The 26,157-nt window shown below is 70.3% G+C and carries 20 protein-coding genes and 1 pseudogene; 9 read left to right on the top strand and 12 right to left on the bottom strand.

The window, feature by feature from the left end; genetic code table 11:
• The 4 genes and pseudogenes from ACXJLU_RS16430 to ACXJLU_RS16415 all read right to left on the bottom strand — a co-directional run.
• Window positions 1-327 (bottom strand): annotated as a pseudogene (locus ACXJLU_RS16430) (polysaccharide biosynthesis protein); the annotation flags it as partial.
• Between the two features lie 4 nt (window positions 328-331).
• A complete protein-coding gene (locus ACXJLU_RS16425) occupies window positions 332-1,453 on the bottom strand; it encodes a DegT/DnrJ/EryC1/StrS family aminotransferase (protein ID WP_457332700.1) in 1,122 nt (373 codons plus the stop codon).
• Window positions 1,450-2,034, bottom strand: a complete 585-nt coding sequence (locus ACXJLU_RS16420; RefSeq protein WP_073462156.1) for an acyltransferase — start codon at window positions 2,032-2,034, stop codon at window positions 1,450-1,452. Before ACXJLU_RS16420 ends, ACXJLU_RS16425 begins: the two co-directional genes overlap by 4 nt.
• Window positions 2,031-3,089 (bottom strand): Gfo/Idh/MocA family protein, encoded by a 1,059-nt coding sequence (locus tag ACXJLU_RS16415; protein WP_073462155.1) that lies wholly within the window; start codon window positions 3,087-3,089, stop codon window positions 2,031-2,033. The genes ACXJLU_RS16420 and ACXJLU_RS16415 overlap by 4 nt, the downstream gene beginning before the upstream one ends.
• A gap of 121 nt (window positions 3,090-3,210) precedes the next feature.
• Here ACXJLU_RS16415 and lysS point away from each other — a divergent pair, with 121 nt between their 5' ends.
• From lysS to ACXJLU_RS16400, 3 genes are read left to right on the top strand one after another with little or no spacing between them, the layout of a single operon-like run.
• Complete coding sequence (gene lysS / locus ACXJLU_RS16410; protein WP_073462154.1) at window positions 3,211-4,716, top strand: lysine--tRNA ligase; 1,506 nt, start codon at window positions 3,211-3,213, stop codon at window positions 4,714-4,716.
• Window positions 4,717-4,723: 7 nt separating this feature from the next.
• Window positions 4,724-4,939 (top strand): hypothetical protein, encoded by a 216-nt coding sequence (locus ACXJLU_RS16405; protein ID WP_457332697.1) that lies wholly within the window; start codon window positions 4,724-4,726, stop codon window positions 4,937-4,939.
• 39 nt (window positions 4,940-4,978) lie between these two features.
• A complete protein-coding gene (locus ACXJLU_RS16400; protein ID WP_457332695.1) occupies window positions 4,979-5,677 on the top strand; it encodes a class I SAM-dependent methyltransferase in 699 nt (232 codons plus the stop codon).
• 323 nt (window positions 5,678-6,000) lie between these two features.
• On the opposite strand, the gene ACXJLU_RS16395 is transcribed toward ACXJLU_RS16400, so the two are convergent.
• The 5 genes from ACXJLU_RS16395 to ACXJLU_RS16375 form a co-directional block, all read right to left on the bottom strand.
• Window positions 6,001-6,789: an enoyl-CoA hydratase gene (locus ACXJLU_RS16395; RefSeq protein WP_457332693.1), complete on the bottom strand. Its 789-nt coding sequence runs from the start codon at window positions 6,787-6,789 to the stop codon at window positions 6,001-6,003.
• Window positions 6,790-6,860: 71 nt separating this feature from the next.
• Window positions 6,861-7,988 (bottom strand): DUF3108 domain-containing protein, encoded by a 1,128-nt coding sequence (locus ACXJLU_RS16390; RefSeq protein WP_457332691.1) that lies wholly within the window; start codon window positions 7,986-7,988, stop codon window positions 6,861-6,863.
• Window positions 7,973-9,778, bottom strand: coding sequence for a M61 family metallopeptidase (locus ACXJLU_RS16385; RefSeq protein ID WP_457332689.1), 1,806 nt, complete (start codon window positions 9,776-9,778; stop codon window positions 7,973-7,975). The genes ACXJLU_RS16390 and ACXJLU_RS16385 overlap by 16 nt, the downstream gene beginning before the upstream one ends.
• Complete coding sequence (locus ACXJLU_RS16380) at window positions 9,775-10,530, bottom strand: DsbC family protein (RefSeq protein ID WP_457332687.1); 756 nt, start codon at window positions 10,528-10,530, stop codon at window positions 9,775-9,777. The genes ACXJLU_RS16385 and ACXJLU_RS16380 overlap by 4 nt, the downstream gene beginning before the upstream one ends.
• A gap of 10 nt (window positions 10,531-10,540) precedes the next feature.
• Entirely contained in the window at window positions 10,541-11,665 is a 1,125-nt protein-coding gene (locus tag ACXJLU_RS16375) for an FAD-dependent monooxygenase (protein WP_457332685.1), read from the bottom strand.
• An 89-nt stretch (window positions 11,666-11,754) separates the two neighbouring features.
• Here ACXJLU_RS16375 and ACXJLU_RS16370 point away from each other — a divergent pair, with 89 nt between their 5' ends.
• From ACXJLU_RS16370 to ACXJLU_RS16360, 3 genes are read left to right on the top strand one after another with little or no spacing between them, the layout of a single operon-like run.
• A complete protein-coding gene (locus ACXJLU_RS16370) occupies window positions 11,755-14,217 on the top strand; it encodes an AsmA family protein (protein ID WP_457332683.1) in 2,463 nt (820 codons plus the stop codon).
• On the top strand, window positions 14,214-15,101 hold the full coding sequence (locus tag ACXJLU_RS16365; RefSeq protein WP_457332681.1) for an MOSC domain-containing protein: 888 nt from the start codon (window positions 14,214-14,216) through the stop codon (window positions 15,099-15,101). The genes ACXJLU_RS16370 and ACXJLU_RS16365 overlap by 4 nt, the downstream gene beginning before the upstream one ends.
• A 1-nt stretch (window position 15,102) precedes the next feature.
• On the top strand, window positions 15,103-16,026 hold the full coding sequence (locus ACXJLU_RS16360; protein WP_457332679.1) for a DMT family transporter: 924 nt from the start codon (window positions 15,103-15,105) through the stop codon (window positions 16,024-16,026).
• On the opposite strand, the gene ACXJLU_RS16355 is transcribed toward ACXJLU_RS16360, so the two are convergent.
• Window positions 15,998-16,870 carry a pirin family protein gene (locus ACXJLU_RS16355; RefSeq protein ID WP_457332677.1) on the bottom strand — a complete coding sequence of 291 codons (873 nt, stop codon included), beginning with the start codon at window positions 16,868-16,870 and terminating at the stop codon, window positions 15,998-16,000. The two genes, ACXJLU_RS16360 and ACXJLU_RS16355, sit on opposite strands and share 29 nt — an antisense overlap.
• Before the next feature lie 99 nt (window positions 16,871-16,969).
• Here ACXJLU_RS16355 and ychF point away from each other — a divergent pair, with 99 nt between their 5' ends.
• On the top strand, window positions 16,970-18,064 hold the full coding sequence (gene ychF, locus ACXJLU_RS16350) for a redox-regulated ATPase YchF (protein WP_073462141.1): 1,095 nt from the start codon (window positions 16,970-16,972) through the stop codon (window positions 18,062-18,064).
• A gap of 18 nt (window positions 18,065-18,082) precedes the next feature.
• Here ychF and ACXJLU_RS16345 read toward each other — a convergent pair whose 3' ends face one another.
• Window positions 18,083-19,828 carry a sensor domain-containing diguanylate cyclase gene (locus tag ACXJLU_RS16345; RefSeq protein ID WP_457332706.1) on the bottom strand — a complete coding sequence of 582 codons (1,746 nt, stop codon included), beginning with the start codon at window positions 19,826-19,828 and terminating at the stop codon, window positions 18,083-18,085.
• Window positions 19,829-20,086: 258 nt separating this feature from the next.
• Between ACXJLU_RS16345 and ACXJLU_RS16340 the strand changes: the two genes are divergently transcribed.
• Window positions 20,087-20,977: an aldo/keto reductase gene (locus ACXJLU_RS16340; protein ID WP_457332675.1), complete on the top strand. Its 891-nt coding sequence runs from the start codon at window positions 20,087-20,089 to the stop codon at window positions 20,975-20,977.
• Between the two features lie 86 nt (window positions 20,978-21,063).
• Entirely contained in the window at window positions 21,064-24,261 is a 3,198-nt protein-coding gene (locus tag ACXJLU_RS16335) for a CHASE domain-containing protein (protein ID WP_457332673.1), read from the top strand.
• Here ACXJLU_RS16335 and ggt read toward each other — a convergent pair.
• Window positions 24,258-25,877: a gamma-glutamyltransferase gene (ggt, locus tag ACXJLU_RS16330; RefSeq protein ID WP_457332704.1), complete on the bottom strand. Its 1,620-nt coding sequence runs from the start codon at window positions 25,875-25,877 to the stop codon at window positions 24,258-24,260. The two genes, ACXJLU_RS16335 and ggt, sit on opposite strands and share 4 nt — an antisense overlap.
• Window positions 25,878-26,157: the final 280 nt, after the last annotated feature.

Below are 26,157 nucleotides of genomic sequence, written 5' to 3'. Positions count from 1 at the left end.
GGCCAGCGCCCAGCCGGCGGCCCCCAGCGCAGCGAGTGCGGTCGTGCCGGCCAGCAGCCGCAGCGCGACCCGGCGCAGTGCATCGGCCTCGCCGTCGTCGGCCGCCATCGGCAGCGCGAATTCATAGCGGCCGCAGGCCACGACGCCGAGGTTGGCGGCGACCGCGGCGAACAGGTGGTAGTGGCCGAACTCGGCCGGCGCGAACAGCCGCGTCAGCAACGGGCCGAGCAGCAGCGGCAAGGCCTGCGCCAGCGCGCCGCCGGCGGCCAGCGTCAGGCTCGCCCGCAGCAGGCCGCGCGTCGGCGAAGGCAGCGGCGCGTCGGCCATGCCGTCAGCGGCGCGCAGCGACGGCCAACGCGGCGATCACGCGGTCCTGGTCGGCAGCGCTGAGGTCGGCGCTCATCGGCAGGCTGAGGCAGCGCTCGGCGACCTGGTCCGCCTGCGGGCAGCCGCCGGACGGCGCATGGGCCGCGTAGGCCGGCTGGCGGTGCACCGGCCGCGGGTAGTGCACGGCGGTCGGGATGCCTTGCGCGGTGAGGGATGCCTGCACCGCCGGGCGGTCGTCGACGAACACGGTGTACTGCGCGAAGACGCTGGAGCGGCCGGGCCGCTGCGCGACCACCGGCAGCCGGCCAGCCAGCAGCGCGTTGTAGCGCGCGCCGATCGCGAGGCGACGCTCGATCTCCCAGTCGAAGCGCTCGAGCTTGGCCAGCACCACCGCGCACTGCAGCGTGTCCATGCGGCCGCCGACGCCGACGCGGGTGTGCGTGTAGCGGGCGCTCTGGCCGTGAACGCGGATCTCGCGGCAGGCCTGCGCGAGGCGGTCGTCGCTGGTGAAGATCGCGCCGCCGTCGCCGTAGCAGCCGAGCGGCTTGCTCGGGAAAAAGCTGGTGCAGCCGAAGGTGCTCAGGTTGCAGCTCTTGCGCGACTTGCCATCGTGGCCTGCGTAGTCGGCCCCGAAGCTCTGCGCCGCGTCTTCGATCACCGGCAGGCCGTGGCGCTGCGCGATCGCGTTGATCTCGTCCATGTCGGCCGCCTGGCCGTACAGGCTCACCGGCATGATCGCGCGGGTGCGCGGCGTGATCTTCGCCTCGATCTGCGAGACGTCGATGTTGCAGGTGTCGGGCTCGATGTCGACGAACACCGGCACGCCGCCGAGCAGCACGATCATCTCGGCGGTGGCCGCGAAGGTGAACGCCGTCGTGACGACCTCGTCGCCCGGCTTCAGGTCGAGCGCCATCAGCGCGATCAGCAGCGCCTCGGTGCCGCTGGCCACCGTGATGCAGTGGCGCGCGCCGGTGTACGTGGCGAGACGCTCCTCGAGCTCGGCGACCTCGGGCCCCATGATGTACTGGCCGTGGTCGAGCACGCGCTGCATGCGCTCGGCGATCGGGCCCTTCAGCGCGGCGTACTGCGCCTTCAGGTCGACGAAATCGAGCTTGGGGTTGCTCATGCCTGGACTTCCTCTGCAGGTTGGCACACGCCGTTGCGCAGCACGTAACGCTCGCCGGTGGCGGGGCAGGCGGCTTCGCCGTCGCCGCTCAACGGCAGGGCGAGCCGCTCGCCGTGCCGGCTCATCCAGCCGGCCTGGCGCGCCGGCACCCCGACCATCAGCGCGAAATCCGGCACGTCGCGGTGGACCACCGCGCCGGCGCCGATGAACGCGTAGCGGCCCACCGTGTGCCCGCAGACGATGGTGCAGTTGGCACCCAGCGTCGCGCCCTGGCGCACCAGCGTGCGGCGGTATTCGTTCTTGCGCGTGACCGCCGAGCGCGGGTTGTAGACGTTGGTGAAGACCATGCTCGGGCCGCAGAACACGTCGTCCTCGAGCGTCACCGCGTCGTAGACCGACACGTTGTTCTGGATCTTCACGTTGTGGCCGATGCGCACGTCGTTGCCGACGTAGACGCCCTGGCCCAGCGAGCAGCCGTCGCCGATGCGGGCGCCGGCGCACACATGGGCGAAGTGCCAGACGCGGGTGCCGGCGCCGAGCTGGGCACCCTCGTCGACGATGGCGGAGGAGTGAATCATCAAAACACCAGCGGCAAGCCGACCCGCACGCCGTCGCGTGCCGAGCGGTAGCCGGCGATCAGCACCTCGAGCGAGCGCAGGCCCTCGTAGCCGTCGACCTCGGCATGCGCCTCGCCGCGCAGCGTGTTGATCACGTTGTCGTAGTACAGCGGGTGGCCGGGGCCGTAGACCGAGGTGATGCCGTAGCTCGCGTCGGCCACCTTGGCGTCGTCCTCGTGCGGCGTGTCGAATTCCCAGTGCTCGATCTTGTTGACGGCGACGCCGCCGACCCGCACCGTGCCGCGCTCGCCGAGCAGCGTGATGCTGCCTTCGAAGTTCTTGTTGTGCGTCAGCATCGTCACGTTGATCGACGCCAGCGCGCCGTTGCGCAGCCGCAGGCTCATCACGCCGGTGTCTTCGGCCTCGATGTTGCGCGACAGCGTTGCGGTGTAGGCGTGCACGTTGTCGACCGGGCCGACCAGCCAGTCGACCATGTCGACGTAGTGGCTGGCCTGGTTCATGAAGGCGCCGCCGTCCATGTCCCAGCGGCCGCGCCACGGCGCGGCGTCGTAGTAGGCCTGCGGCCGGGTCCAGAACACGTTGACGGCCACCATCGCCAGCTTGCCGAAGCGGCCCTGGTCGACCGCGCGCTTGACCAGCTGCAGCGTCGCATTGAGCCGGTTCTGCTTGACGACGAACAGCTTGACGCCGGCATCCCGGCAGGCCCGCACCATCGCGACGCCCTCGTCCCACTTGGTGGCCATCGGCTTCTCGCTGAGCACGTGGCGGCCGGCCTGCGCGACCTTGATCGCCTGGCGCGGGTGCAGGCCGCTGGGCGTGGCCAGCACCACCAGGTCGGCATCGCTGCCCGCCAGCAGCGCGTCGAGCGATGCAAAGCCCTGGGCGCCGGTCAGCGCGACCGCCTTGGCCAGCAGCTCGGGCTGGTTGTCGCAGACCGCCACCCATTCGGCGCGGTCGGCATGCTGCTTCAGCGCGGCGAAGTGGTTCTGGGCGATGCGCCCGCAGCCCACCAGCGCCAGGCGCAGCTTGCGGTCACGGATGATGGAGGGTGTCGGCATGGGGTCTCGAAGGCAGGTGCCCGGCGGGGCAAACGGGCGATTTTATTCGGCCAGGGGCGCCCCGGCGGGGGAATCCCGGGCCGTCCGCCTAAAATTGCGGCGCATTTCCAGAGCCCCCACAATGACCCAGACCACCCCGCCCCAGCCGCCCGACGACGAAAACAAGCTGATCGCCGAACGCCGCGAGAAGCTGTCCGCGATCCGCCAGCAGGGCGTCGCGTTCCCGAACGACTTCAAGCCGAAGCACCATGCGCTCGACCTGGTCCGCAAGTACGGCGAGCTGCCGAACGAGGAGCTGGAGCCGCAGGGCATCGTCGTCAGCCTGGGCGGGCGGATGATGCTCAAGCGGATGATGGGCAAGGCCAGCTTCGCGACGCTGCAGGATTCGACCGGCCGGCTGCAGCTGTTCGTCACGAAGGACGCGCTGGGCGACGAGGTCTACGCCGCGTTCAAGCACTGGGACCTGGGCGACATCCTCGGCGCCGAGGGCACGCTGTTCCGCACCAAGACCGGCGAGCTGTCGGTGCGCGTGACCACGCTGCGCCTGCTGACCAAGAGCCTGCGCCCGCTGCCGGACAAGTTCCACGGCATGGCCGACCAGGAGCAGAAGTACCGCCAGCGGTATGTCGACCTGATCACCGACGAAGAGGCGCGCAAGCGCTTCGTCGCGCGCAGCAAGGCGCTCGGCTCGATCCGGCACTTCATGCTCGAGCACGGCTTCATGGAGGTCGAGACGCCGATGCTGCACCCGATCCCGGGCGGCGCGAACGCCAAGCCCTTCGTCACGCACCACAACGCGCTCGACCAGGAGATGTTCCTGCGCATCGCGCCCGAGCTGTACCTGAAGCGGCTGGTGGTCGGCGGCTTCGAGCGGGTGTTCGAGGTGAACCGCAACTTCCGCAACGAAGGCATCTCGGTGCGCCACAACCCCGAGTTCACGATGATGGAGTTCTATGCGGCCTGGTGGAACCACCATGACGTGATGGACTTCACCGAGCAGGTGCTGCGCCACGCCGCGCGCCAGGCGACCGGCTCGGCCAGCTTGAGCTACGCCGGCAAGCCGGTCGACCTCGACAAGCCGTTCACGCGGCTGACGGTGCGCGATTCGCTGGTGGTTCATGCCGGCCTGAGCGAGGCCGAAGCCGGCGACGCCGAGGTGCTGCGCGCGAAGCTGAAGGCGCTGGGCGACGAAGCGCCGGCGCACTGGAAGTTGCCCGAGCTGCAGTTCGGCCTGTTCGAGGCCGCGGTCGAAGAGAAGCTGTGGCACCCGACCTTCATCATCGACTACCCGGTCGAGGTGTCGCCGCTGGCCCGCGCCTCGGACGCCAACCCCGGCGTGGCCGAGCGCTTCGAGCTCTTCATGACCGGCCGCGAGTACGCGAACGGCTTCTCGGAGCTGAACGATGCCGAGGACCAGGCGGCGCGCTTCCACGCGCAGGCGGCCAACAAGGAGGCCGGCGACGAGGAGGCGATGTTCTACGATGCCGATTTCATCCGCGCGCTGGAGTACGGCATGCCCCCGACCGGCGGCTGCGGCATCGGCATCGACCGGCTGATGATGCTGATCACCGACAGCCCGAGCATCCGCGACGTGATCCTGTTCCCGTCGCTGCGGAAAGAGGGTTGACCGCCCCGTGACGAGCGACGAAGCGTTGAGCGTCGCTCGCCAGCTTGCAACCGAGCGAGGCTGGGCGTTTCTCGATCCGGTCAGCGTTCGCAAGTACCGACCGTGGTTCGAGAAACCTCGCTGGCAGGTCATGTCCAACCATGAATCGCTTGGCATGAACGTGCTGATCGAGATCGACGACAGGACAGGCGCGATTCTTCGCCAGGCTTTCCTGCCACGCTGAGACCTGCACGGGGTTGTTCGCCGGCATCTACACTGCGCGATGCCTGGATATCTGGTCAAACACGAGCACATCGCCATCGACGGCGTTGCCGACCTGCAGATTCGCTCGTTGCTGGACCGCCAGCAGTTCTCCGATCCCCACGACCTCGCGCTGCGGCAGGGCATCTCGTCGGCGGCCTGGCCGCTGTTCGGGTTGCTGTGGCCCTCGGGCCTGCAGCTCGCGGCGCGCATGGCGGCGCGCACGATGGTGCCGCACGAACGCATCCTCGAGATCGGCTGCGGCCTCGCGCTCGCGAGTCTGGTCAGCCATCGCCGCGGCAGCGACGTGACCGCGAGCGACTGCCATCCGCTCACCGCCGGCTTCCTCGCCGAGAACCTGCGGCTCAACGGCCTGCTGCCGATGGCCTACCGGCACGGGCAGTGGTCCGAATCCGCCGACGACCTGCTGCCGCCAGTGCCGCAGGCCGAGCAGACGATCAGCGGCCGCTTCGACCTGGTGATCGGCAGCGACATCCTGTACGAGCGCGATGACGGCGGCCTGCTCGCCGGCTTCATCGGCCGCCACGTCGGCGCGCGCGCCGAGGTCTGGATCGTCGATCCGAACCGCGGCAACCGCGCCAAGTTCAGCAAGCAGATGGCAGCGATGGGGTTCGCGCTGCAGGAAGAACGGCTGCARCAGGTGGCGGATGCGACCCATGCGGCGTACAAAGGCCGGCTGCTCGTGTACAGCAACCACTGACCCGGATTGGCATCCGGGATCAACACCCACTTGTTCGCTTGTCACCTCCCCCAAGAGCGGTGGTGGCGGAAGGCGCGTGCGGGGAGGCTGTGGAGCGCCAATAGGGACGGGGCGGGAGCTGGCTGGTTTCTTGGCCCCGCGCGCAGCGCGATCGTGAACTGACTGTCGCCGACTGTTTGACCACAACGAACGAAGTGAGTGGCGGGAGTTTCGGCGACGGGCCATGAAACCAGTCAGCGGAGGGAAGTCTTCGCCCCGAGAGGGGCGATGACCGCACCGGCCGGCGAGCCACAGCCTCCCCGCACGCGCCTTCCGCGCCAGAACTACCGATGCTTGAACACCGCCTTGCGCTTGTTGACGAACGCGTCCATGCCTTCCTTCTGGTCCTCGGTCGCGAACAGCGCATGGAACATGCGGCGCTCGAACTGGATGCCCTCGGACAACGGGCCTTCGTAAGCGCGGTTCACCGCCTCCTTGGCCATCATCACGCTCGGCCCGCCGAACTCGCAGATCGCCTGCGCCGCCGCCAGCGTCACGCTCAGCAGCTCGGCCGCCGGCACCACGCGCGACACCAGGCCCGCGCGCTCGGCCTCGGCGGCGTCCATCATGCGGCCGGTCAGCACCATGTCCATCGCCTTCGCCTTGCCGATCGCCCGCGGCAGCCGCTGCGTGCCGCCGGCGCCGGGAATGATGCCGAGCTTGATCTCGGGCTGGCCGAACTTCGCGGTGTCGGCCGCGATGATGAAATCGCACATCATCGCGAGTTCGCAGCCGCCGCCCAGCGCGAAGCCGCTGACCGCCGCGATCACCGGCTTGCGCACGCTGCGGATGGTCTCCCAGTTGCGCGTGATGTAGTCGCTCTTGTAGACATCCATGAAGTTCCAGCCCGCCATCGCGCCGATGTCGGCGCCGGCCGCGAAAGCCTTCTCGCTGCCGGTGACCACCATGCAGCCGATCGACTCGTCGGCGTCGAAGGCCTTCAGCGCCGTGCCCAGCTCGTTCATCAGCGTGTCGTTCAACGCGTTCAGCTGCTTCGGCCGGCTCAGCGTGACGACGCCGATGCGCAGCGGGCCGCTGCCCTGGACGTCGGTGAGAATGCATTCGTAGCTCATCTTGTCTCCTTCTCTGTGGTGTTCCGGGGATGATGGATCGAGTGTAGGCACGTCTCGCCGCCAGAGCGCGCTCACGACGCGGCCAGCTCCGGCTTGCGCTTGATCATCAGGTCGACCCAGGTGTCGGCGTCCTGGTGGATGCGGATGCGCAGCGGCAGGTAGCGCATGCTCGGCGCGATCCACATCTCGGGGATCAGGTCGCCGCCGCGCGGCTGCCGGCGCGGCTTCACGCGGAAGGCCTGCACCTCGCCGAAGGGGGTGTACAGCGTCTCCTCCTCCAGCACGTCGTAGGTCCACGGCTCGACGCGGTACGGCAGCGCCAGCGGGATCTCGACGCTCTCGCCGGTGCGCAGCTTCTGCGGCTGCGTCGTGAACAGCCAGGTCAGCTGCACGAACTGGCTCGCGGTGTCCTGCACGCCCGGCCAGCGGATGCGGCGCTGCCCGTTGGCAAGCACCACCGCATCGGGCAGCAGCTGCATCGCGACGCGCTGGTCGTCGCGCAGCATCACGTGCGTCAGCTGGTCGTAGCGCGTCGGGTACAGGCCGTCGGCGGTCAGCTGGCCTTCGCTGCTCAGCCGGCGCGACGCGGTCGGCGCGAACGACAGCCCGATGATCACGTCGACGTTCACCTGGTAGCGGTTGCCGTCGCGGATCCATTCGACCTGCGCCTCGCCGTCGACGTGGCCGCGGAAGTTGCCGGTCAGCACGTAGCTGAGGCGGGTCGAGCCGGGCCATTCGAACGCGGCCGGGGCGGACGCCGCGCTGTCGACGGCGACCGGCGATGGCTCGGGCGGCGGCGCGGAGGCCGCGGCATCGGGTGCCGAAGCGGCGGGTTCAGCTGCGGCGACGACGACGTCGGGAACCGGTTCGGACGCCGCGGGCTCGGCCGGCACCGCCGACGCAGCCGCTTCGGCGGGCAGCACGGCCTCAGGCGACGCGACGGCCGCGCGCGCCACCCGCTTCGGCGGCGGCGGTGGTTTGGACACGGCCGCGATCGCCAACGGCACCGTCGGCTGCAGCTCGCGCACATACGCGACCTGCAGGCGCTGCGGCATCGGCGCCACCGAGAACTCGCCCATGCGATCGGCCAGGTGGCGCGTCACGCAGCCGTGYACCCCCAGCACGCCGAGCACCAGCGCCAGCAGCGCCGCGCGGCGTCGGGGCGTCGCGCGCAAGCGTCCGGTCAGCCGCGCATCCATGCCTGCCGCAGGAACTGCGCGGCGGTGGCGGCGGGGTTGTCGGCGAGCGCCGGTGCGGGGGACAGCGCGACCGCACCGCTGTCGGCGGCCGCGGCCGCCACGAGCGGCAGGTGCAGCAGGCGCTGGTCGCGCGACACCAGCAGCGTCGCGCTACCGTCTTCCGGCAGCAGGCGCAGCAGCTCGTCGAGCCGGCGCAGGCGCCAGTCGTCGACGCCCAGCAGCTCGTCACCGGCCGCCAGCCCGGCCGCTTCGGCCGCACCGCCACGCAGCACGTGGCTCACCTTGATGCCGGTCAGCGCGCTCTCCGACACCCGCAGGCCCAGCCGCTGCGCCAGCGTCGGCGCCTGCTGCGTCCAGCTGACGCCGGCGCGCTGGAGCAACTCCTTCAGCGGCAGGTCGCCGGTGCCGTGCACCCAGGCCTGCAGTTCCTTCGCCATCGAGCGGCCGCCCACCTCGTGCAGCACGGCCGCGATGTCGTCCTGCGAGATCGGCCCGCCGTCGCTGCGGGCCCACAGGCCGCGCATCACGTCGTCGAGCGTGCCCTGGCCGCGCGTGCGCAGCGTCAGGTCGAGCGCCAGCGCGACCAGTGAGCCCTTGGTGTAGTAGCTGATCGTCGCGTTCGGCGTGTTCTCGTCGCCGCGGTAGTACTTGACCCAGGCATCGAAGCTCGATTGCGCGACGCTCTGCACCTGGCGGCCCGGCGCGGCCAGCACGCCGGTCACCGTCTTGGCCAGCAACTTCAGGTAGCGCGCCTCGTCGATCAGGCCGGCACGCAGCAGCAGCAGGTCGTCGTAGTACGAGGTGAAGCCCTCGAAGAACCACAGCAGCTCGGTGTAGTTCTCCTGCGTGTAGTCGTAGCGGGCGAACTCGGCCGGCCGCAGGCGCTTGACGTTCCAGGTGTGGAAATACTCGTGGCTGATCAGGCCGAGCAGCGTGACGTAGCCCTCGCTCAGCTCGGCACGCGCGTCGGTTTTCACCGGGGCCGGCGCCTTCGCGTCGGCCGGCGTGCGCTGCGGCAGGTCGCGCCGCGCGGCGATCAGCGCGGTGCTGGCGCGGTGCTCCAGGCCACCGTAGCCGTCGTCCACCGCGTTCAGCATGAACACGTAGCGCTTGAAGTGCGGCTTCTTGCGGCCGTGCCAGAACGCGATCTCGGCCTCGCAGATGCGGCGCGCATCGGCGAGCAGGCGTTCGCCGTCGAAGTCGGGCAGCGCGCCGGCCACGATGAACTCGTGCGGCACGCCGGCCGCCTTGAACTCGCCGCGCCAGAAATCGCCCAGCTCGACCGGGTGGTCGACCAGCTCGTCGTAGTCGGCCGCCCGGTACAGCCCCTGGCCGCGTGCATCGGTCTTGACCGCCGGCAGCGCGGTGCCGACACGCCAGCCCTTCGGCAGCCCGCGCATCTCGACGGCCTGCGGCTCGGCCTCGCGCCCTTCGACCCGCAGGAACACGCTGGTGCCGTTGAAGAAACCGCGCCGCGCATCGAGGAAGGCGGTGCGCACCGAGGTGTCGAATGCGTAGACGAGGTAGCTGACGGTCAGCGCGCCGCGGCCGTCGCAGGCGGCCAGCCAGGTGGCCTTGTCCAGCTGCTGCAGCGCGATCTCGCGCGAGCCCTGGCGCGCCTGCAGCTGCGAGAGGTGGCGCGCGAACTCGCGCACCAGGTAGCTGCCGGGAATCCACGCCGGCAGGCTCAGCCGCTGCTGCGACGCCGGCTGCGGTACGGTGAGCGTGACGCGGAACTGGTGCGCGTGGGCATCGGCGATCTCGATGCGGTGGGAAATCGACGAGGTCACTTGGCGATGGTTGTGGTGGCGGTGGGGTTGGTGCTCGCGATCAGTTGCTTCTCGATCTGGTCGAGCGGCATCGCGCCGGGGAAGCGCGTGCCGTCAGCGAACACCAGCGCCGGCGTGCCGTTGATGCGGTATTTCTTGCCCATCGCGAGGTTGCGATCGAACGGCGTCTCGCAGTTGCCCATCGAACGCGGCGGCTGCTCGCTGCGCAGCATCCAGCCGAGCCAGGTCTTGCTCGGCTCCTTCGAGCACCAGATGTCGCGCGACTTCTGCGGCGAATCACCGCCGAGGATCGGGTACAGGAAGGTGTAGACGGTGACGTCCTTGATCTTCTGCAGGTCGGCCTCGAAGCGGCGGCAGTAGCCGCAGTTCGGGTCGGCGAAGACGGCGATGCGGCGCGCGCCGGTGCCGTTCTTCCAGACCATCGCGTCCTTCAGCGGCAATGTCGCGAAGTCGATCGCGGTCAGCTTGTTGATGCGCGCCTCGGTCAGGTTGGTGCGCGCCTTGGTGTCGATCAGCGCGCCCTCGATCAGGTAGTTGCCCTGCTCGTCGGTGTAGAGGATCTCGGTGCCCATGCGCACTTCGTAGATGCCCGGGATCGGCGTCTTGCCGACCTCGTCGATCTTCGGCAGGTTGGTCAGGCGCTCGGCGAGGTTCTTGCGGATCTGCGCCTCATCGGCGTGGACCAGCGGGGACAGCAGCAGCGCCACGATGGCCAGCGGAGTGGCGAGGCGGGATCGGATCGAGCTCAGCATGGCAGTGCCTTCAAGTGTCGAGCGCCCGGGCGGTGAGCCAGCGCTTCAGCGGGGAGAGGTGGTTGACGAGAGTCATGCCGCGGTTGCGAAGTTCCCGCACCGCCGCCTGATCCGTGGAAAACAACCGCCACAGACCGCCGGTCAATTCTCCCATCGCCCGGGTGGGGGCAAGGCGTGAGCGTTCGTAACGGCGCAGCAGCTTGGCGTCGGACAGCTCGCGCCACGGCTCCCGCTCTGCCAACACCTGCGACAGCGAGGCCACGTCGGCCAGCCCGAGGTTCAGGCCCTGCCCGGCCAGCGGGTGCACGACGTGCGCCGCATCGCCCAGCAGCACCCAGCCGGGGCCGCACCAGGCGCTGGCACTGGCCTGCACCAGCGGCCAGCCGGCGCGCGCCGAGGCCAGTGTCAGGCGGCCGCAGGCGCCGCCAGTGGCGTCATTGAGTTCCTGCTCGAAGGCCGCGGCATCGAGCGCCAGCAGCGCCTGCGCGCGCGCCTGCGGCAGCGACCAGACCAGCGCATGCGAGCAGCCCGGCTGCGGCAGGTCGAACGGCAGCAGCGCGAGGATGTCGGGGGCGCGGAACCACTGGCGCGCGGTGTGGCGGTGCGGCTGGTCGGCGACCAGGCGCGCCGCGATCGCGACCTGGCCGTAGTCGTGGCGCTCGAAGCGCACGCCCAGCGCGGCCCGCGAGGCCGAGGCCTTGCCTTCGCACAAGGCCGTCAGCGGCGCCTGCACCTCGGTATCGGCATCGACACCGGGCGCCAGCAGCTCGATGTGGGGCGAATAGCGCACCGCGGTGGCGAGCGCCTGCTCCAGTGCGGCCACGTCGGTGATGAAGGCCAGCTCGGCCACGTGCTGCTGCCAGGCCGAGAACTCGAGCGCGGACCCGGCCGCATCGCCTTCGACGCGCATCTCGTGCACCGCGGTCGCCGCGCCGGGCGGCAGCGCCTCCCAGACCTTCAGCGACTTCAGCAGCGCGACCGAGCCGGGGTTCAGCGCATAGGCGCGCACATCCTCGCCGGCGTGCGCCGCGGCATCCGGCACCAGGGCCACGCGCAAGCCCTGGCGGGCGAGCGACAACGCGAGCGCCTGGCCGACGATGCCGGCCCCTCGGACACACAGATCGAAGCGTTTCATGAGGTTTCATTGTAGGGATCGGCACCACCCTGGCGCCCTTGAGGGCAGAATCGGTGCCCCCACGCTGTGCCCATGCGGTCAACCATTCGATGAAACCCTGGATCCGCAAACTCCTGCTGGCACTGGCGGTGCTGGTGCTGCTGCTCGGTGCCGTGCTCGCCTGGCTGGCCTCGACCTTCGACCCGAACGCCTACAAGGGCCTCGCGATCGACTGGATGAAAACCCACCGCGCCCGCACGCTCGCGATCGACGGGCCGATCAAGCTGTCGGTGTTCCCGCGCCTGGCGGTGCAGCTGTCGGCCGTCAAGCTCAGCGAGAAAGGCCGCGCCGACGAATTCGCCGCGCTCGACGAGGCCTCGCTGTCGGTCGCGGTGCTGCCGCTGCTGCGCCGGCAGCTGGTGGTCGACCACGTCAGCGCCCGCGGGCTGCGGCTGGTGTACCGCCGTGACGCGCAGGGCAAGACCAACATCGACGACCTGATCGCCGGCGACGCGCCGCCGCCCGGCGCCCCCGCGTCGCCGGCCAGCCAGGCCGCCTCGGGCGCGCCGCTGCGCTTCGACGTCAGCAGCGTGCAGCTCGATGACCTGCGGCTGAGCCTGCGCGACGAGCGCGACCAGCTCTCCGGCGAGATCACGCTGAACTCGCTGCACACCGGCCGGCTGGCCGACCAGGTGGAGTCGCCGGTCAAGCTGCAGGCCGAGCTCGCGATGAAGGCGCCGGCCGTCAAGGGCCGCTTGAGCGGCGAGACCAAGCTGACGCTGCTGCTCGCGCAGCAGGGCGTGAAGCTGCGCGACATGCAGCTCGGCTGGCAGGGCGATGCGTTCGGCGTGCAGGCGATGGACGTGAAGATCCAGGGTGCGCTCGGCTACGACGGCCAGCGCGGCACGCTCGATGCACAAGACCTCGACCTGGGGCTCGGCGCAACGCTCGGCTCGCTGAAGCTGGCCGGCAGCCGGGTGCAGATCAAGCACTTCGCGTTCGACCCGGCAGCGCGCAACCTGTCGCTCAGCGCCTTGCAGGTCAAGCTGGCCGGCACGCAAGGCGGCCAGCCGCTGTCGGCCTCGCTCGACTGGCCCGAGCTGAACGTGAAGGGCGAGGCGCTGACCGGCAGCGCGCTGAGCGGCAAGCTGTCGCTCGAAGGGCCGACCGCGATCGATGCCAGCTTCAAGTCGGCGGCGCCGGGCGGCAGCTTCGACATGGTCAAGGTGCCCGGCTTCGAGGCCACGTTCAAAGGCAGCATGAAGGGAACCGGACCTGGCAACACCGGCCAGCGCGAGCTGGCGGGCACGGTGCGCGCCGACCTGCAGCTGCAACCGGCCAAGAGCGCGTTCGCGCTCGACGCGCTGGCGGCCCAGCTGAAGATCCAGGAACCCTCGCTGCAACCGCTGGTGCTCGACATGCGCGGCAAGGCCGACGCGTCGTCGCAGGCGGCGCACTGGTCGCTGGCCGGGCAGATCAATGCCAACCCGTTCCGCAGCGAGGGCGCCATCACGCTCGCCGGCACGCCGATCACGGTGAAGGCCTCGGCCAACTTCGAGGCGCTGGACCTGAACCGGCTGCTGCCGCCGTCCAGCACCGCACCCACCCCGGCGCCTGCGGCCACCGAGAAGCCCGGCGCCGACACGCCGGTCGACCTGTCGCCGCTGCGCGCGCTGCAGGGCGAGTTCAGCCTGCACATCGGCAGCTTCGCGTACCAGACCTACCGCGTCAGCGATGCCGCGCTCGAGGCCTCGCTGCAGGGCGGCATGCTGCGCATCAGCAAGCTGTACGGCAAGACCTGGGGCGGCGTGCTCGACGCGACCGCGTTCGCCGATGCGCGCGCGAGCCGCATCGCGGTGAAGGCGACGGCCACCGGCGTCAACGTCAACACGCTGCTGAAGGACGTGGCCAAGAAGGACATCCTCGAAGGCACCGGCCGCGTCGTCGCCGACATCGAGACGGCCGGGCGCAGCGTCAACGAGATGAAGGCGCGGCTGAAGGGCACCGCCGCGCTGCAGCTGCGCGACGGCGCGATCAAGGGCATCAACCTCGCGAAGAGCCTGCGCCAGGCCAAGGCAGCGCTGGCCATGAAGCAGGACAGCTCGCAGAAGGCGACGCAGGCCGAGAAGACCGATTTCTCGGAGCTGACGGCCAGCTTCGTGATCACCGACGGCATCGCGCGCAACGCCGACCTCGACGCCAAGAGCCCGTTCCTGCGGTTGAACGGCTCGGGCATGCTCGACATCGGCCGCGGCCGCATCGACTACACCGCGCGTGCGACGGTCGCCAACACCACCAAGGGCCAGGACGGCGCCGACCTCGCGGCGCTGAAGGGCGTCACGGTGCCGGTGCTGCTGACCGGGCCGTTCGACGCGATCGACTGGAAGATCCAGTGGTCGCAGATCGCGACCCAGCTGCTGAAGAACGAAGTCACCGGCAAGGCCGAGGAGAAGCTCAAGGAGAGCCTGCGCGGCAAGCTCGGCCTGCCATCGGCGGCGAGCGGCGCGGCCTCGGGGCCGCAGCCGTCGACCAAGGACCAACTGAAAGACAAGCTGAAGGGGCTGTTCAAGTGAGCGAGCTGGCCGAGGGGGAAGTTCAGGTCACGCTGCGCAGCGTGCACGTGTACCCGGTGAAGAGCTGTGCCGGCGTCGCGCTCGACGAATCGCTGCTGATCGAGACCGGGCTCGAATTCGACCGCGCCTGGATGGTGGTCGACGCCGCCGGCCGCTTCGTCAGCCAGCGCGAGCTGCCGCGCATGGCGCTGATCCGCACGACGCTGAAGCACACCGAACTCGTGCTGCGCGCGCCCGGCATGCTGGCGCTGCACCTGGCGCTGGATGCGGTCGAGGCACCGCGCCAGGTCACCGTGTGGAACGACACCGTCGCGGCCTACGACATGGGCGACCTCGCGGCGCAGTGGTTCAGCGATTTCCTCGCCGCGCCCGACAGCGGCGTGAGCTTCCCGCTGCGCCTCGCGCGCTTCGACCCGGAGCACAAGCGGCTGTCGAACAAGCAGTGGAGCGGCGACATCGACGCCGAGAACGCGTTCAGCGACGGCTTCCCGCTGCTGGTGGTCTCGCAGGCCTCGCTCGACGAACTGAACGAGCGCCTCGCGCGCAAGGGCGTCGCGGCGATGACGATGGCGCGCTTCCGGCCGAACCTGGTGCTCGACGGGCTCGACGCGCACGGCGAGGACTTCCTCGACGAGATCCGCTTCGACACGCCCGAGGGGCCGGTGCGGCTGCGCCTGGTCAAGCCCTGCCCGCGCTGCCCGATCCCGAACGTCGACCCCGAGACCGGCGCGCCGGGACCGGAGCCGGGCGACACGCTGTCGACCTACCGGGCCGATGAACGACTCGACGGCAAGATCACCTTCGGCATGAACGCGGTGATCGTCGAGGGCGTCGAATGCGGGCTGCGCAGCGGGCTGGTCGGCAGCGCGAGCATTCGGTTCTGAAGTGGTCCGCCTTCGCAACTGGCAGCTGTTCGCGGTCTGCGTGCTGACCTGGGGCACGACCTGGCATGCGATCACGTACCAGGTCGGCGTCACGACGCCGGAGTTCGGCGTCGCGCTGCGCTTCGCGCTGGCCGGCGCGGTGATCCTCGCGTTCGCCGCGGCGCGCGGCATCTCGCTGCGCTTCGCGCCGCGCCAGCATGCGTGGTTCGCGCTGCAGGGCGTGTTCCTCTACGGCGTGTCGTACCTGTGCGTCTACCACGCCGAACGGCTGTTGCCGTCGGGGCTGGTCGCGGTCGGCTACTCGGCCTCGCCGCTGATCGCCGGGCTCGGCGCACGCTGGCTGTTCGGTGTCGCGATCACGCCGCGCTTCATCGCCGGCGGCCTGCTCGGGCTGGCCGGCGTCGCGCTCGTCTTCTGGCCGGAGTTCGGCCATGCGCGCGATGCCGCGGGCACCACGCTCGGCGCGCTGTTCACGGTCGGCGCGGTGTTGCTGTCGGGGGTCGGCAGCCTCGCGGCGAGCCGCAACGGCGCGCGCGGATTGCCGTTCTGGCCGGCCCTCGGCTTCGGCATGCTGTACGGCGCGCTGTGCTGCTTCATCGCGGTGCTGGCCGGCGGGCAGCCGATGGCGCTGCCGGCCGTCGCGTCATGGTGGATCGCGCTGCTGTACCTGTCGCTGGCCGGCTCGGTGCTGACCTTTGCGTGCTACCTGACACTGATGCAGCGCCTCGGGCCGGGCCCGGCCGGCAGCATCGGCGTGATGACGCCGCTGCTGGCGCTGCTCGTCTCGATGGCCTTCGAGCACTACCAGCCGGATGTGCTGACGGCCGTCGGCGCGGCGCTGGCGGTGGCGGGCAACGTGCTGATGCTGCGTCGCGGCACGCCAGCCCCCGCCACGGTCAGGGCCGGCGCTCCGGCAGCGGAATGAACTCGGTCTCGCCGGGCACGCCGGCGAAGCGCTGGGCGGCCCAATCGTCGGCGGCCTCGGCAATGCGGTCCTTGCGGCTGGAGACGAAGTTCCACCACATGAAGCGGTGGCCGAGCGGCTCGCCGCCGATCAGCATCACGCGCGCGCCCTGCGGCGCCTCGAGCACCGGCTGCGCGCCCTCGGGCAGCACGACCATCTCGCCCGCCGGCACCGCCTGGCCGTCGAGCGTGAAGCCGTTGTCCACGCCGTACAGCGCCCGCTGCGGCGCCGCCGCGGGAATCTGCAACCGGCCGCCGGGCGGCAGCGCCAGGTCGACATAGAGCGTCGGCGACAGCGTCGGGGTCGGCGAGGCCGCGCCGAACGCGCTGCCGATCAGCACCCGCACCGCGGTGTCGCCCACCGACACCGACGGGATCGCGGCGGCCGCGGTGTGCGAGAAGCTCGGCGCGTCTTCCTCGTGCTCTGCCGGCAGCGCGGCCCACAGCTGCAGCCCGTGGCTGCGGCGCGTCACGTGGCGCAGGTCGTCGGGCGCGCGCTCGGAGTGGGTGATGCCGCGGCCGGCGGTCATCCAGTTGATCGCGCCGGGTTCGATGCGCTGCACGATGCCGGTGCTGTCGCGGTGCAGCATCGCGCCTTCGAACAGGTAGGTCACGGTGGCCAGGCCGATGTGCGGGTGCGGGCGCACGTCGTGGTTGTCGCTCGGCTGGGCGGTGATCGGCCCGAAGTGGTCGAAGAACAGGAACGGACCGACCGACTGCTGCTGCGCCGACGGCAGCAGCCGGCGCACGGTGAAGCCGCCGCCGAGGTCCTTGGTGTGCGGATTCAGGCGCAGGAGTTCGAGCATGGAGAGGTCCCTCGAAGGGGTCTGGAACGGGGTCGAGCAGGCAGTGTAGGCCGAGCGCTTAAAATTCGCCCTCTCTCTCGACCTGCGAAAGCCCCCTCCATGAGCCTCAAATGCGGCATCGTGGGCCTGCCCAACGTCGGCAAGTCCACCCTTTTCAACGCGCTGACGAAAGCCGGCATCGCGGCCGAGAACTACCCGTTCTGCACGATCGAGCCGAACGTCGGCATCGTCGAGCTGCCCGACCCGCGCCTGCAGGCGCTGTCGGCAATCGTGAAGCCCGAGCGCATCGTGCCGGCGATCGTCGAGTTCGTCGACATCGCCGGGCTGGTGGCCGGCGCCTCGAAGGGCGAGGGCCTGGGCAACCAGTTCCTGGCCCACATCCGCGAGACCGACGCGATCGTCAACGTGGTGCGCTGCTTCGACGACGAGAACGTGATCCACGTCGCCGGCAAGGTCGACCCGATCTCCGACATCGAGGTGATCCAGACCGAGCTGTGCCTGGCTGACCTGGCCACCGTCGAGAAGACGCTGCAGCGCTCGATCAAGGCGGCCAAGTCGGGCAACGACAAGGAGGCGGCCAAGCTGGTCGACGTGCTGCAGAAGTGCCAGGCCGCGCTGAACGAAGCGAAGCCGGTGCGCGGCATCGCGTTCAGCAAGGAAGAGCAGGTGATCCTGAAGCCGCTGTGTTTGATCACCGCGAAGCCGGCGATGTTCGTCGGCAACGTCGACGAAGGCGGCTTCGAGAACAACCCCTACCTCGACAAGCTGCGCGCCTACGCCGAGGGCCAGAAGGCGCCGGTGGTGGCGATCTGCGCGAAGACCGAGGCCGAGCTGGCCGACATGCCCGATGACGACCGGCTGATGTTCCTGCAGGAGATGGGCCAGAGCGAGCCGGGCCTGAACCGCCTGATCCGCGCGGCCTTCGGCCTGCTCGGGCTGCAGACCTACTTCACCGCCGGCGTGAAGGAAGTGCGCGCCTGGACCATCCACATCGGCGACACCGCGCCCCAAGCCGCCGGCGTGATCCACACCGACTTCGAGCGCGGCTTCATCCGCGCGCAGACCATCGGCTTCGACGACTTCATCGCGTTCAAGGGCGAGCAGGGCGCGAAGGACGCCGGCAAGATGCGGGCGGAAGGCAAGGAGTACGTGGTGAAGGATGGGGACGTGATGAACTTCCTGTTCAACGTCTGAGTCGGCGCACGGCCCGCCCTACTCCGCCCCCGCCTCCCAGGTCCCCGTCTTCATCCACCGCCGCCACCAGCGCGGCCGCTGGCGCTGCGGGGTGATCGTCGTCAGCTGGCGCAGCCGCGCCCCGCTGCCCGGGCGCATGCGCCCGAGGTGCGACACCAGCGCGTCGACCAGCGCCTGCGGCGTGTCGCGCCGGTCTTCCGGCAGGTGCGCCACCACCGCATGCATCTGCAGCGTCTCGGCGCCCGGCAATTCGCCGGTGTAGTGTTGGGCCTGGTGGATGATGCGGTGCACGATCATCAGCACCTCGCCCGGGTTGGCCACGCCGTCCAGCAGCGCGACCACCCGCTGCTCGTTGAAGCGCACCACCAGGTCCGACGCGCGCATGCCCTGCTGCACCTGCCGGCCGGCCATCAGCAGCGCCTGCTCGGCGATCGACGCGCCCTGGCGCAGCCGGATGTCGCGCAGGTTGACGACCTCGAACATCACGACCGCGCTGCGGATGCCGTGCCGCTGGCTGCGGAACTTCATCTGCGCGAGCCGCGGCAGCAGGTCCTTCGGGCGCAGCAGGCCGGTCAACGGGTCGTACTGCGCGGCCTCGCGCAGGCGCGCCGACACCACGTCGTGGTCGCGCCGCAGCAGCGACATCGCGTACAGCAGCAGCGGCAGGTCGATCGCGCTCGCGAACAGCAGCCCGTACTGCGAGAACAGGCCGCTCGGCACGACGCCGAATCCCTTCAGCAGCGGCAGCGCAGCCCCCGCCCCGAGCACGATCTGGCCGGCCGCCAGCCAGCGCACATGCGGCAGCTGCCAGCGCAGCGAACGCACCAGCAGCCCGCCGCCCACGAGCATCGACAGCGCACCGAACGACCGCGTCAGGAACCAGCGCTCGGCCAGGTCGAGGAACGGGAAGGCCACGGTCAGCACCACGGCCAGCACGATGCACAGCCACACCAGCAATCGCTCGAGCGGGCCGATCACCGCCTGCGGCACCGCCGAGCGCAGAAAGCCCAGCCCGACCGCGCCGAGCAGCACCGGGCTCAGCATCAACAGCGCGACGCTCAGCGCCGGCTCCTCGCCGAGCAGCGTCTGGTGCACCTGGCCGCTCAGGCACGCGAGCGTCAGGATCATCGCGACCAGGTAGGCGCTGCACCAGCCGAGCGCGCCGTCGCGGTGCACCACCGCCTGCACCACCACGTACAGCAGCGCCAGCAGCGCGAGTCCGAAGTACGCGCCGATGAAGAGCTGGGCCGTGCCCTGGCTTTCCAGCAGGTCGCGCGGGCTGCGGATCAGCGGTGCGCCGCCGAGCGTGGCGGGGTGCTCCAGGCGCAGCAGGTAGGTCGTCGCCCGCTGCGCATCGGCATGCAGCTGGAACACCGGCAGCGACGCGCGCACCGGCCACCGCGAGATCGGCGTCAGCACGCCGCTCGCCTGCGATGACCCGATGCGCGCGTCGGGCCCGACGCGAAACACCTCGGCGCGCATCAGCGTCGCGTGCGGCAGCTCGAGGAACCAGTCGGCCTCGCTGCCCGCCCCCACCTGCACGCTGAAGCGCACCCAGGTCACGGCCGGCCAGCGCGCACCGAACAGCTCGTCATCGGGCAGGGCCTCCCAGCCGCCGGTCTCGGCCAGCACCGCCTGGGGCGTCTGCTGCCCGGTCGGGTCGACGCGGAACTCCGCCCCCTCGGCCAGGCTGCGTGCCGGCCCGTGCACCGTCAGCTGCAGCGTTGCCGCGGCGCAGCACGCGGGCAATGCTGCGACCAGCACGGCCAACAGCAACGCCCACAGCGATGGCCATGGCAGGCAGGGGGATCGGGGGCAGCGGAATGGCAAGAGGCGGATCCCTGGAGTCGGTGGAGTCTGGACGGGGCGGCGCGCATTCTGGCGTCGATATCGTCGGGATTCGCCCCATGCAACGCAAGCGAAACGGACTGTTACGCTCTGACTTTCCGTGACGCGCGGGCGCACACTGCTGACCCGCGCCCTCGCGCCGCCCCCTTTCACCGCCGACAGCCTGCCGCCATCATGAGCCCCGTCATTCCCCCCAACCTCGCCCTTTCCCCGATCGTCGCCGGCGCATGGCGCATGGCCGACTGGGGCTGGAACGCCGAACAGCGCGTGCGCTGGATCGAGCAATGCATGGAGCTCGGCGTGACGAGCTTCGACCATGCCGACATCTACGGCGGCTACCGCGTCGAGGCGCTGTTCGGCGAGGCGCTCGCGCTGAAGCCGATGCTGCGCCAGCACATGCAGCTGGTCGGCAAGTGCGGCATCAAGCTGGTCGGCGAGGCCCGGCCCGAGCACCGGGTCAAGCACTACGACACCTCGGCAGCGCACATCACGCGCAGCGTCGAGACCTCGCTGCGCGCGCTGCAGACCGACCACCTCGACTTGTTGCTGATCCACCGACCCGACGCGCTGATGGATGCCGACGACGTCGCCGAGGCCTTCACCGCGCTGCGCCAGGCGGGCAAGGTGCGGGCCTTCGGGGTGTCCAACTTCACGCCGGCGCAGTTCGACCTGCTGAACAGCCGCATCGCGCTGGCCACCAACCAGATCGAGCTGCACCCGCTGCACCTGTCGCCGCTGCACGACGGCACGCTCGACCAGTGCCAGCGGCTGCGCTTGCGCCCGATGATCTGGTCGCCGCTGGCCGGCGGCGCACTGCTGACCGGCGGCGACGAACGCTCGCGCCGCGTGCAGGCCGCGCTGCAGGCGGTCGGGCAGCGCCACGGCGTCAGCGCGGCGACCGTCGCCTACGCCTGGCTGCTGCGCCACCCGACCCGCCCGCACCCGCTGACCGGCTCGCAGCGCCTGGAGGCGATCCGCGAAGCGCTGGCCGCACTGCAGCTGAAACTGGACGCCGAGTCCTGGACCGAGATCTGGCAGGCCGGCAGCGGCCACGAAGTGGCCTGACGATGGGCGTGACGTCGCTTCACGCCGGCTGAGCACCGCAACGAGGTGATAGGCTCCCCCTGCCCCCACCTCGCCCCATCGATTCGATGACGCCAGCGACGCCCCGCACCACGCCGCACTGGCCGCTCGCGCTGGCGGGCACCGCCGTCGCCTATGCCGTGGTCGGTTGGGCTGCGCTGGCACTGGCGATCCCGCCCAGCCTCGCGTCGCCGCTGTACCCGTCCGCCGGCATCGCGCTGGCCTGCCTGCTGGTCTACGGATGGCGGGTGCTGCCGGGGGTGCTGATCGGCTCCTTCGTCGTCAATGCGGGCGTCGCCATCGACCAGGCCGGGCTGAGCCTCGCGGGCCTGGCGGTGCCGGCCGCGATCTCGGTCGGCGCCACGCTGCAGGCGGCGCTGGCCACGCTGCTGGTGCGGCGTTTCGTGCGCCAGCCGGTCACGCTCAACGAACCGCGCGACATCGCGGTCTTCTTCGGCCTCGGCGCGATCGCCGCGAGCCTCGTCAGCTGCAGCGTCGCGACGCTCGCGCTGTGGCTGGCCGGCCACGCGCCGCTCGGCGAGCTGGCCTTCAGCTGGTGGACCTGGTGGGCCGGCGATGCGCTCGGCGTGCTGATCGGCACCCCGATCGCGCTGACGCTGATCGGCCTGCCGCGCGACGAATGGGCCGCGCGGCGCCGCACCGTCGGGCTGACGCTCGGCATCGCCACGCTGCTGATGGCGCTCGGCGTGCGCCAGGTCGCGCAATGGGAAGACGCCCGCGTGCAGGCGGCCTTCGACCGCGATGCGATCCACGCCTCGTCCAACCTCGCCGCGCAGCTGCAGTACCCGCTGCATGCGCTGGAAGCGCTGCGCGGCGTGATGATCTCGTCCGACGACGTGACGCGCGAAGAGATGCACCGCGCCGCGGCCGCCTGGCTCGAGGTCGGCGGCCACCTGCAGGCGCTCGGCTGGACCGAGCTGATGCCGCGCTCGCAGGTGCCGGCCTTCGAGGCACGCGTGCGCTCGGCCGGCCTGCCGGGCTACCGGGTGTTCGACCGCTTCGACTCCGGCTTCAGGCCGGCGCCCGACGACACCGTGGCGGCGATCCGCTACATCGAGCCGCAGGCGTCGAACGCCGCGGCGCTCGGCGTCAACACCCGCTCGATCGCCGCAGCGCGCATGGCCATCGATTCGGCGGTGCGCACCGACCGGCCGGCCGCCAGCGCCGGCTTCCTGCTGACGCAGGACGGTGCCGGCACGCAGACCGGCGTCGTGATCTACCAGGCCGTCTACGCCGGCATGCCGACCACCGTCAGCGACCGGGTCGCGGCGGCCCGCGGCGTGGTGTTCGTGACGCTGCGCATGGACGATGCGCTGCAGTCGTTCAAGAGTTCGCTGCCGCACTATCTCGACGTGTGCATCGTCGACACCGACCCGATCGCCGAACGGCGGCGCCTGGCCGGCACCAACGGCTGCGAGACGCTGTCGGCCGACCTGTCGCACGTGCGCTCGTTCGCGTTCGCCGGGCGGCAATGGGACCTGCGCGTGACGTCGACGCGCGCCGCGGTGCCGCATGTGCGCGAGCGCAACGCGCTGCTGTTCTCGCTGGTCGGCCTGCTCGCCACCTCGATGCTCGGCGCGCTGATGCTGACGGTGACCGGCCGCACGCGTCGCATCGAGGCGGCGGTCAGCGACCGCACCGCGGCGCTGCAGCGTGAGATCGCCGAGCGCCAGCGCACCGAGGCCGACCTGCGCGAGAGCGAGCAGCGCTTCCGCAACATCCTGAACCACGTGCCGATCGGCGTCGTCTACACCGACCTGCACGGCAACGTGAAGCAGGTCAACCCGCAGTACTGCGACCTGACCGGCTACGGCGCCGAGGCGCTGGTCGACATGAACGTCGCCGCGCTGACGCACCCCGACGACCGCGCTCAGGACCTCGAGATGACGAGCCAGCTGCTGCGCGGCGAGATCCCGATGTACCGGCGCCAGGGCCGCTACGTCACGCGCGACGGGCGCCAGGTGTGGGTGCAGACCATCGTCACGCTGCTGCGCGACCTGCAGGGCCAGCCGCGGCGCATCGTCGGCGTGGTCGAGGACATCACCGAGCACCTGCGCCTGGCCGAGGCCGAGCGGGCGCGCGAGCTGGCCGAAGCGGCGAACCGCGCGAAGAGCGATTTCCTGTCGCGCATGAGCCACGAGCTGCGCACGCCGCTGAACGCGATGCTCGGCTTCGCGCAGCTGCTCGAGCTGGACCAGAACCACCCGCTGCCGATCGCGCAGCGCCCCTGGGTCACGCAGATCCAGAGCGCCGGCTGGCATTTGCTCGACATGATCAACGACGTGCTCGACCTGTCGCGCATCGAATCCGGCACGCTGAACCTGCAGGCCGATGCGCTCGACCTGCACGAGGCGGCCGCCGCGGCGCTGTCGCTGGTCGAGCAGGACGCGCGCCGCCGCGGCATCACGATCACGCAGGAGCTGGCCGACAACGCCGAGCGCGTGACCGGCGACGCCACGCGGGTGAAGCAGATCCTGATCAACCTGCTGAGCAACGCGGTGAAGTACAACACCGAGGGCGGGCGCATCCACATCGCGTCACGCCGCAGCACGGCGGGCGGGCAGCGCGACTGCGTCGAGATCACGATCACCGACACCGGGCTGGGCATGACGCCGCAGCAGCTGTCGCAGCTGTTCCAGCCGTTCAACCGGCTCGGGCGCGAGCGCTCGTCGCTCGAAGGCACCGGCATCGGCCTGGTGATCAGCCAGCGGCTGGCCGAGCTGATGGGCGGTTCGGTGCGCGCGCGCAGCACCGCCGGCGAGGGCTCGTCGTTCATCCTGACGCTGCCACGGGCCAACCCGGCCGAGAGCGCGCCGGCCGGACTGGACGAGATCGCGCCCGCCACCGGCAGCTACCACCAGCGCGTCGTCCACTATGTGGAGGACAACGAGACCAACGTGGAGGTGATGCGCGGGATCCTGGCGCGCCGGCCGCAGGTGCAGTTCGATGTCTCGGTGACCGGGCTGGACGGGCTGGCGGCGATCCGCGCACGCCGGCCCGACCTGATCCTGCTCGACATGCACCTGCCCGACATCGACGGCATGGAGCTGCTGCGCCATCTGAAGGCCGACCCGGGCACCGCGAACATCCCGGTGGTGGTGGTGTCGGCCGACGCGCTGGCCAGCCAGATCGAGACCGCGATGGCGGCCGGCGCCCGGCAGTACCTGACCAAGCCGGTCAGCGTGAGCCAGCTGCTCGGCGTCGTCGATGCGGTGCTCGACGACGTCGAGACTCGCTTCGGTTAGTAGCCTCCGGCCAGGCCCGTGTTGCGGCGCGGATCGTTCGCGCCGTAGAACCGGTTCTTGCCGATCGGCTTGCCACCCAGCGACGGCGCGCCCACCAGGATCGCCGCCACGTGGTTGGCCGGTTGCGGATTGCCCAGCTTGTGGCCCATGTCGGTCAGGATCTTGCGCGTGTCGGGGCTCAGCGCGTTGACCTCGACATTGGTCGTCTCCGGCAGCCACTGCTGGTGGAAGCGCGGCGCATCGACCGCCTCCTGCACGTTCATCCCGTAGTCGACGACGTTCAGGATCGTGTGCACCACCACCGTGATGATGCGGCTGCCGCCGGGCGTGCCGGTGACCATCACCGGCTTGCCGTCGCGCGACATGATGGTCGGCGACATCGAGCTCAGCGGGCGCTTGCCCGGGGCGATCGCGTTCGCCTCGCCCTGCACCAGGCCGTACATGTTCGGCACGCCGATCTTCGCGGTGAAGTCATCCATCTCGTCGTTCAGGATCACGCCGGTCTTCGCCGCGGTGACCTTGGCGCCGAACCAGTCGTTCAGCGTGTAGGTCACGGCCACCGCATTGCCGGCCTTGTCGACGATCGAGTAGTGCGTGGTGTTGCTGCCTTCGTGCGGCTCGACGCCGGGCTTGATGTCCTTCGACACGCCGGCCTTGGCCGGGTCGATCACGCCGCGGATCTTTTCGGCATAGCCCTTGTCGAGCAGCCGGTCGAGCGGGTTCTTGACGAAATCCGGGTCGCCCAGGTAGCTGTTGCGGTCGACGTAGGCATGCCGCATCGCCTCGATCTGGTAGTGCACCGACTGCGCCGAGCGGAAGCCGAGGTCCTTCAGCGGATAGCCTTCGAGCACGTTCAGGATTTCGCAGATCACGACGCCGCCCGAGCTCGGCGGCGGGGCCGAGACGATGCGGTAGCCGCGATAGTCGCACTCGACCGGCGCGAGTTCGCGGGTCTTGTACTGGTCGAGGTCGGCCTGCGTGAGGATGCCCTTGCCGGCCAGGCTGGAGGCGACGATGGCCGCGCCGACGCTGCCCTTGTAGAAGCCGTCCTCGCCCTTCTGCGAGATCAGGCGCAGCGTCTTCGCCAGATCCTTCTGCACCAGCTTCTGGCCCGGCGCGAAGGGCTCGCCCTTGTTCAGGAAGATGGCGCCCGAGGCGGCGTCCTTGCGGAAATCCTCGGTGGAGGTCAGCAGCATGTCGACATCGCCCTGGTCCAGCACGAAGCCCTTGTCGGCGAACTGGATCGCCGGGGCGATCAGTTGCGCCCGCTTCATCGTGCCGTACTTCGCCCGCGCCAGCTCCAGGCCCGACACCGTGCCGGGCACGCCGACCGCGAGGTGTCCGGTGGTGCTGAGGCCCTTGATCACGTTGCCGCTGGTGTCGAGGTACATGTTCGGCGTGGCGGCCAGCGGGGCCTTCTCGCGGAAGTCGAGGAAGGTCTTGCGGCCATCGGCCAGCTGGATCGTCATGAAGCCGCCGCCGCCCAGGTTGCCCGCGGCCGGGTACACCACCGCCAGCGCGTAGCCCACCGCGACCGCGGCATCCACCGCGTTGCCGCCCTTCTTCAGCACGTCGACGCCGACCTGCGTCGCGTAGTGCTGCGCGGTGACGACCATGCCGTTCTCGGCGGCCGCCGGCGCGATCGACGCGGCATGCACGGTCCAGCAACACACTGTTGCGGCGGATACCACGAAACTCTTCAGCAAACGACAGGTCTTCATCGTGACGTTCTCCTGGAAGGCACCGGGGTGGCACCAGTGGTTGGAATCCGGCAGGATAGTCGCAAAGCCTTGCAGCGAGTGGGGATAGGCACATGATTTGCCGCCGCTTTGTTGCAAGTATTCGCTCACATTGGCCCTCTGACGGATGGACGCCCCGGCGCCATCAGCACTCTCG

The organism is Rhizobacter sp. P5_C2, from assembly GCF_054049715.1.
The sequence above is the reverse complement of the archived record's forward strand: the minus strand, read 5'-3'. Positions and strand labels throughout refer to the sequence as shown.

What these genes read in the sequence shown, in the direction of transcription:
- ACXJLU_RS16395 (WP_457332693.1), bottom strand. Translation starts at nt 6,789, where the DNA reads ATGAGCTACGAATGCATTCTCACCGACGTCCAGGGCAGCGGCCCGCTG.
- ACXJLU_RS16375 (WP_457332685.1), bottom strand. Translation starts at nt 11,665, where the DNA reads ATGAAACGCTTCGATCTGTGTGTCCGAGGGGCCGGCATCGTCGGCCAG.
- ACXJLU_RS16340 (WP_457332675.1), top strand. Translation starts at nt 20,087, where the DNA reads ATGAGCCCCGTCATTCCCCCCAACCTCGCCCTTTCCCCGATCGTCGCC.
- ychF (WP_073462141.1), top strand. Translation starts at nt 16,970, where the DNA reads ATGAGCCTCAAATGCGGCATCGTGGGCCTGCCCAACGTCGGCAAGTCC.
- ACXJLU_RS16415 (WP_073462155.1), bottom strand. Translation starts at nt 3,089, where the DNA reads ATGCCGACACCCTCCATCATCCGTGACCGCAAGCTGCGCCTGGCGCTG.
- ACXJLU_RS16355 (WP_457332677.1), bottom strand. Translation starts at nt 16,870, where the DNA reads ATGCTCGAACTCCTGCGCCTGAATCCGCACACCAAGGACCTCGGCGGC.
- ACXJLU_RS16335 (WP_457332673.1), top strand. Translation starts at nt 21,064, where the DNA reads ATGACGCCAGCGACGCCCCGCACCACGCCGCACTGGCCGCTCGCGCTG.
- ACXJLU_RS16370 (WP_457332683.1), top strand. Translation starts at nt 11,755, where the DNA reads ATGAAACCCTGGATCCGCAAACTCCTGCTGGCACTGGCGGTGCTGGTG.
- lysS (WP_073462154.1), top strand. Translation starts at nt 3,211, where the DNA reads ATGACCCAGACCACCCCGCCCCAGCCGCCCGACGACGAAAACAAGCTG.
- ACXJLU_RS16380 (WP_457332687.1), bottom strand. Translation starts at nt 10,530, where the DNA reads ATGCTGAGCTCGATCCGATCCCGCCTCGCCACTCCGCTGGCCATCGTG.
- ACXJLU_RS16425 (WP_457332700.1), bottom strand. Translation starts at nt 1,453, where the DNA reads ATGAGCAACCCCAAGCTCGATTTCGTCGACCTGAAGGCGCAGTACGCC.
- ggt (WP_457332704.1), bottom strand. Translation starts at nt 25,877, where the DNA reads ATGGTCGTCACCGCGCAGCACTACGCGACGCAGGTCGGCGTCGACGTG.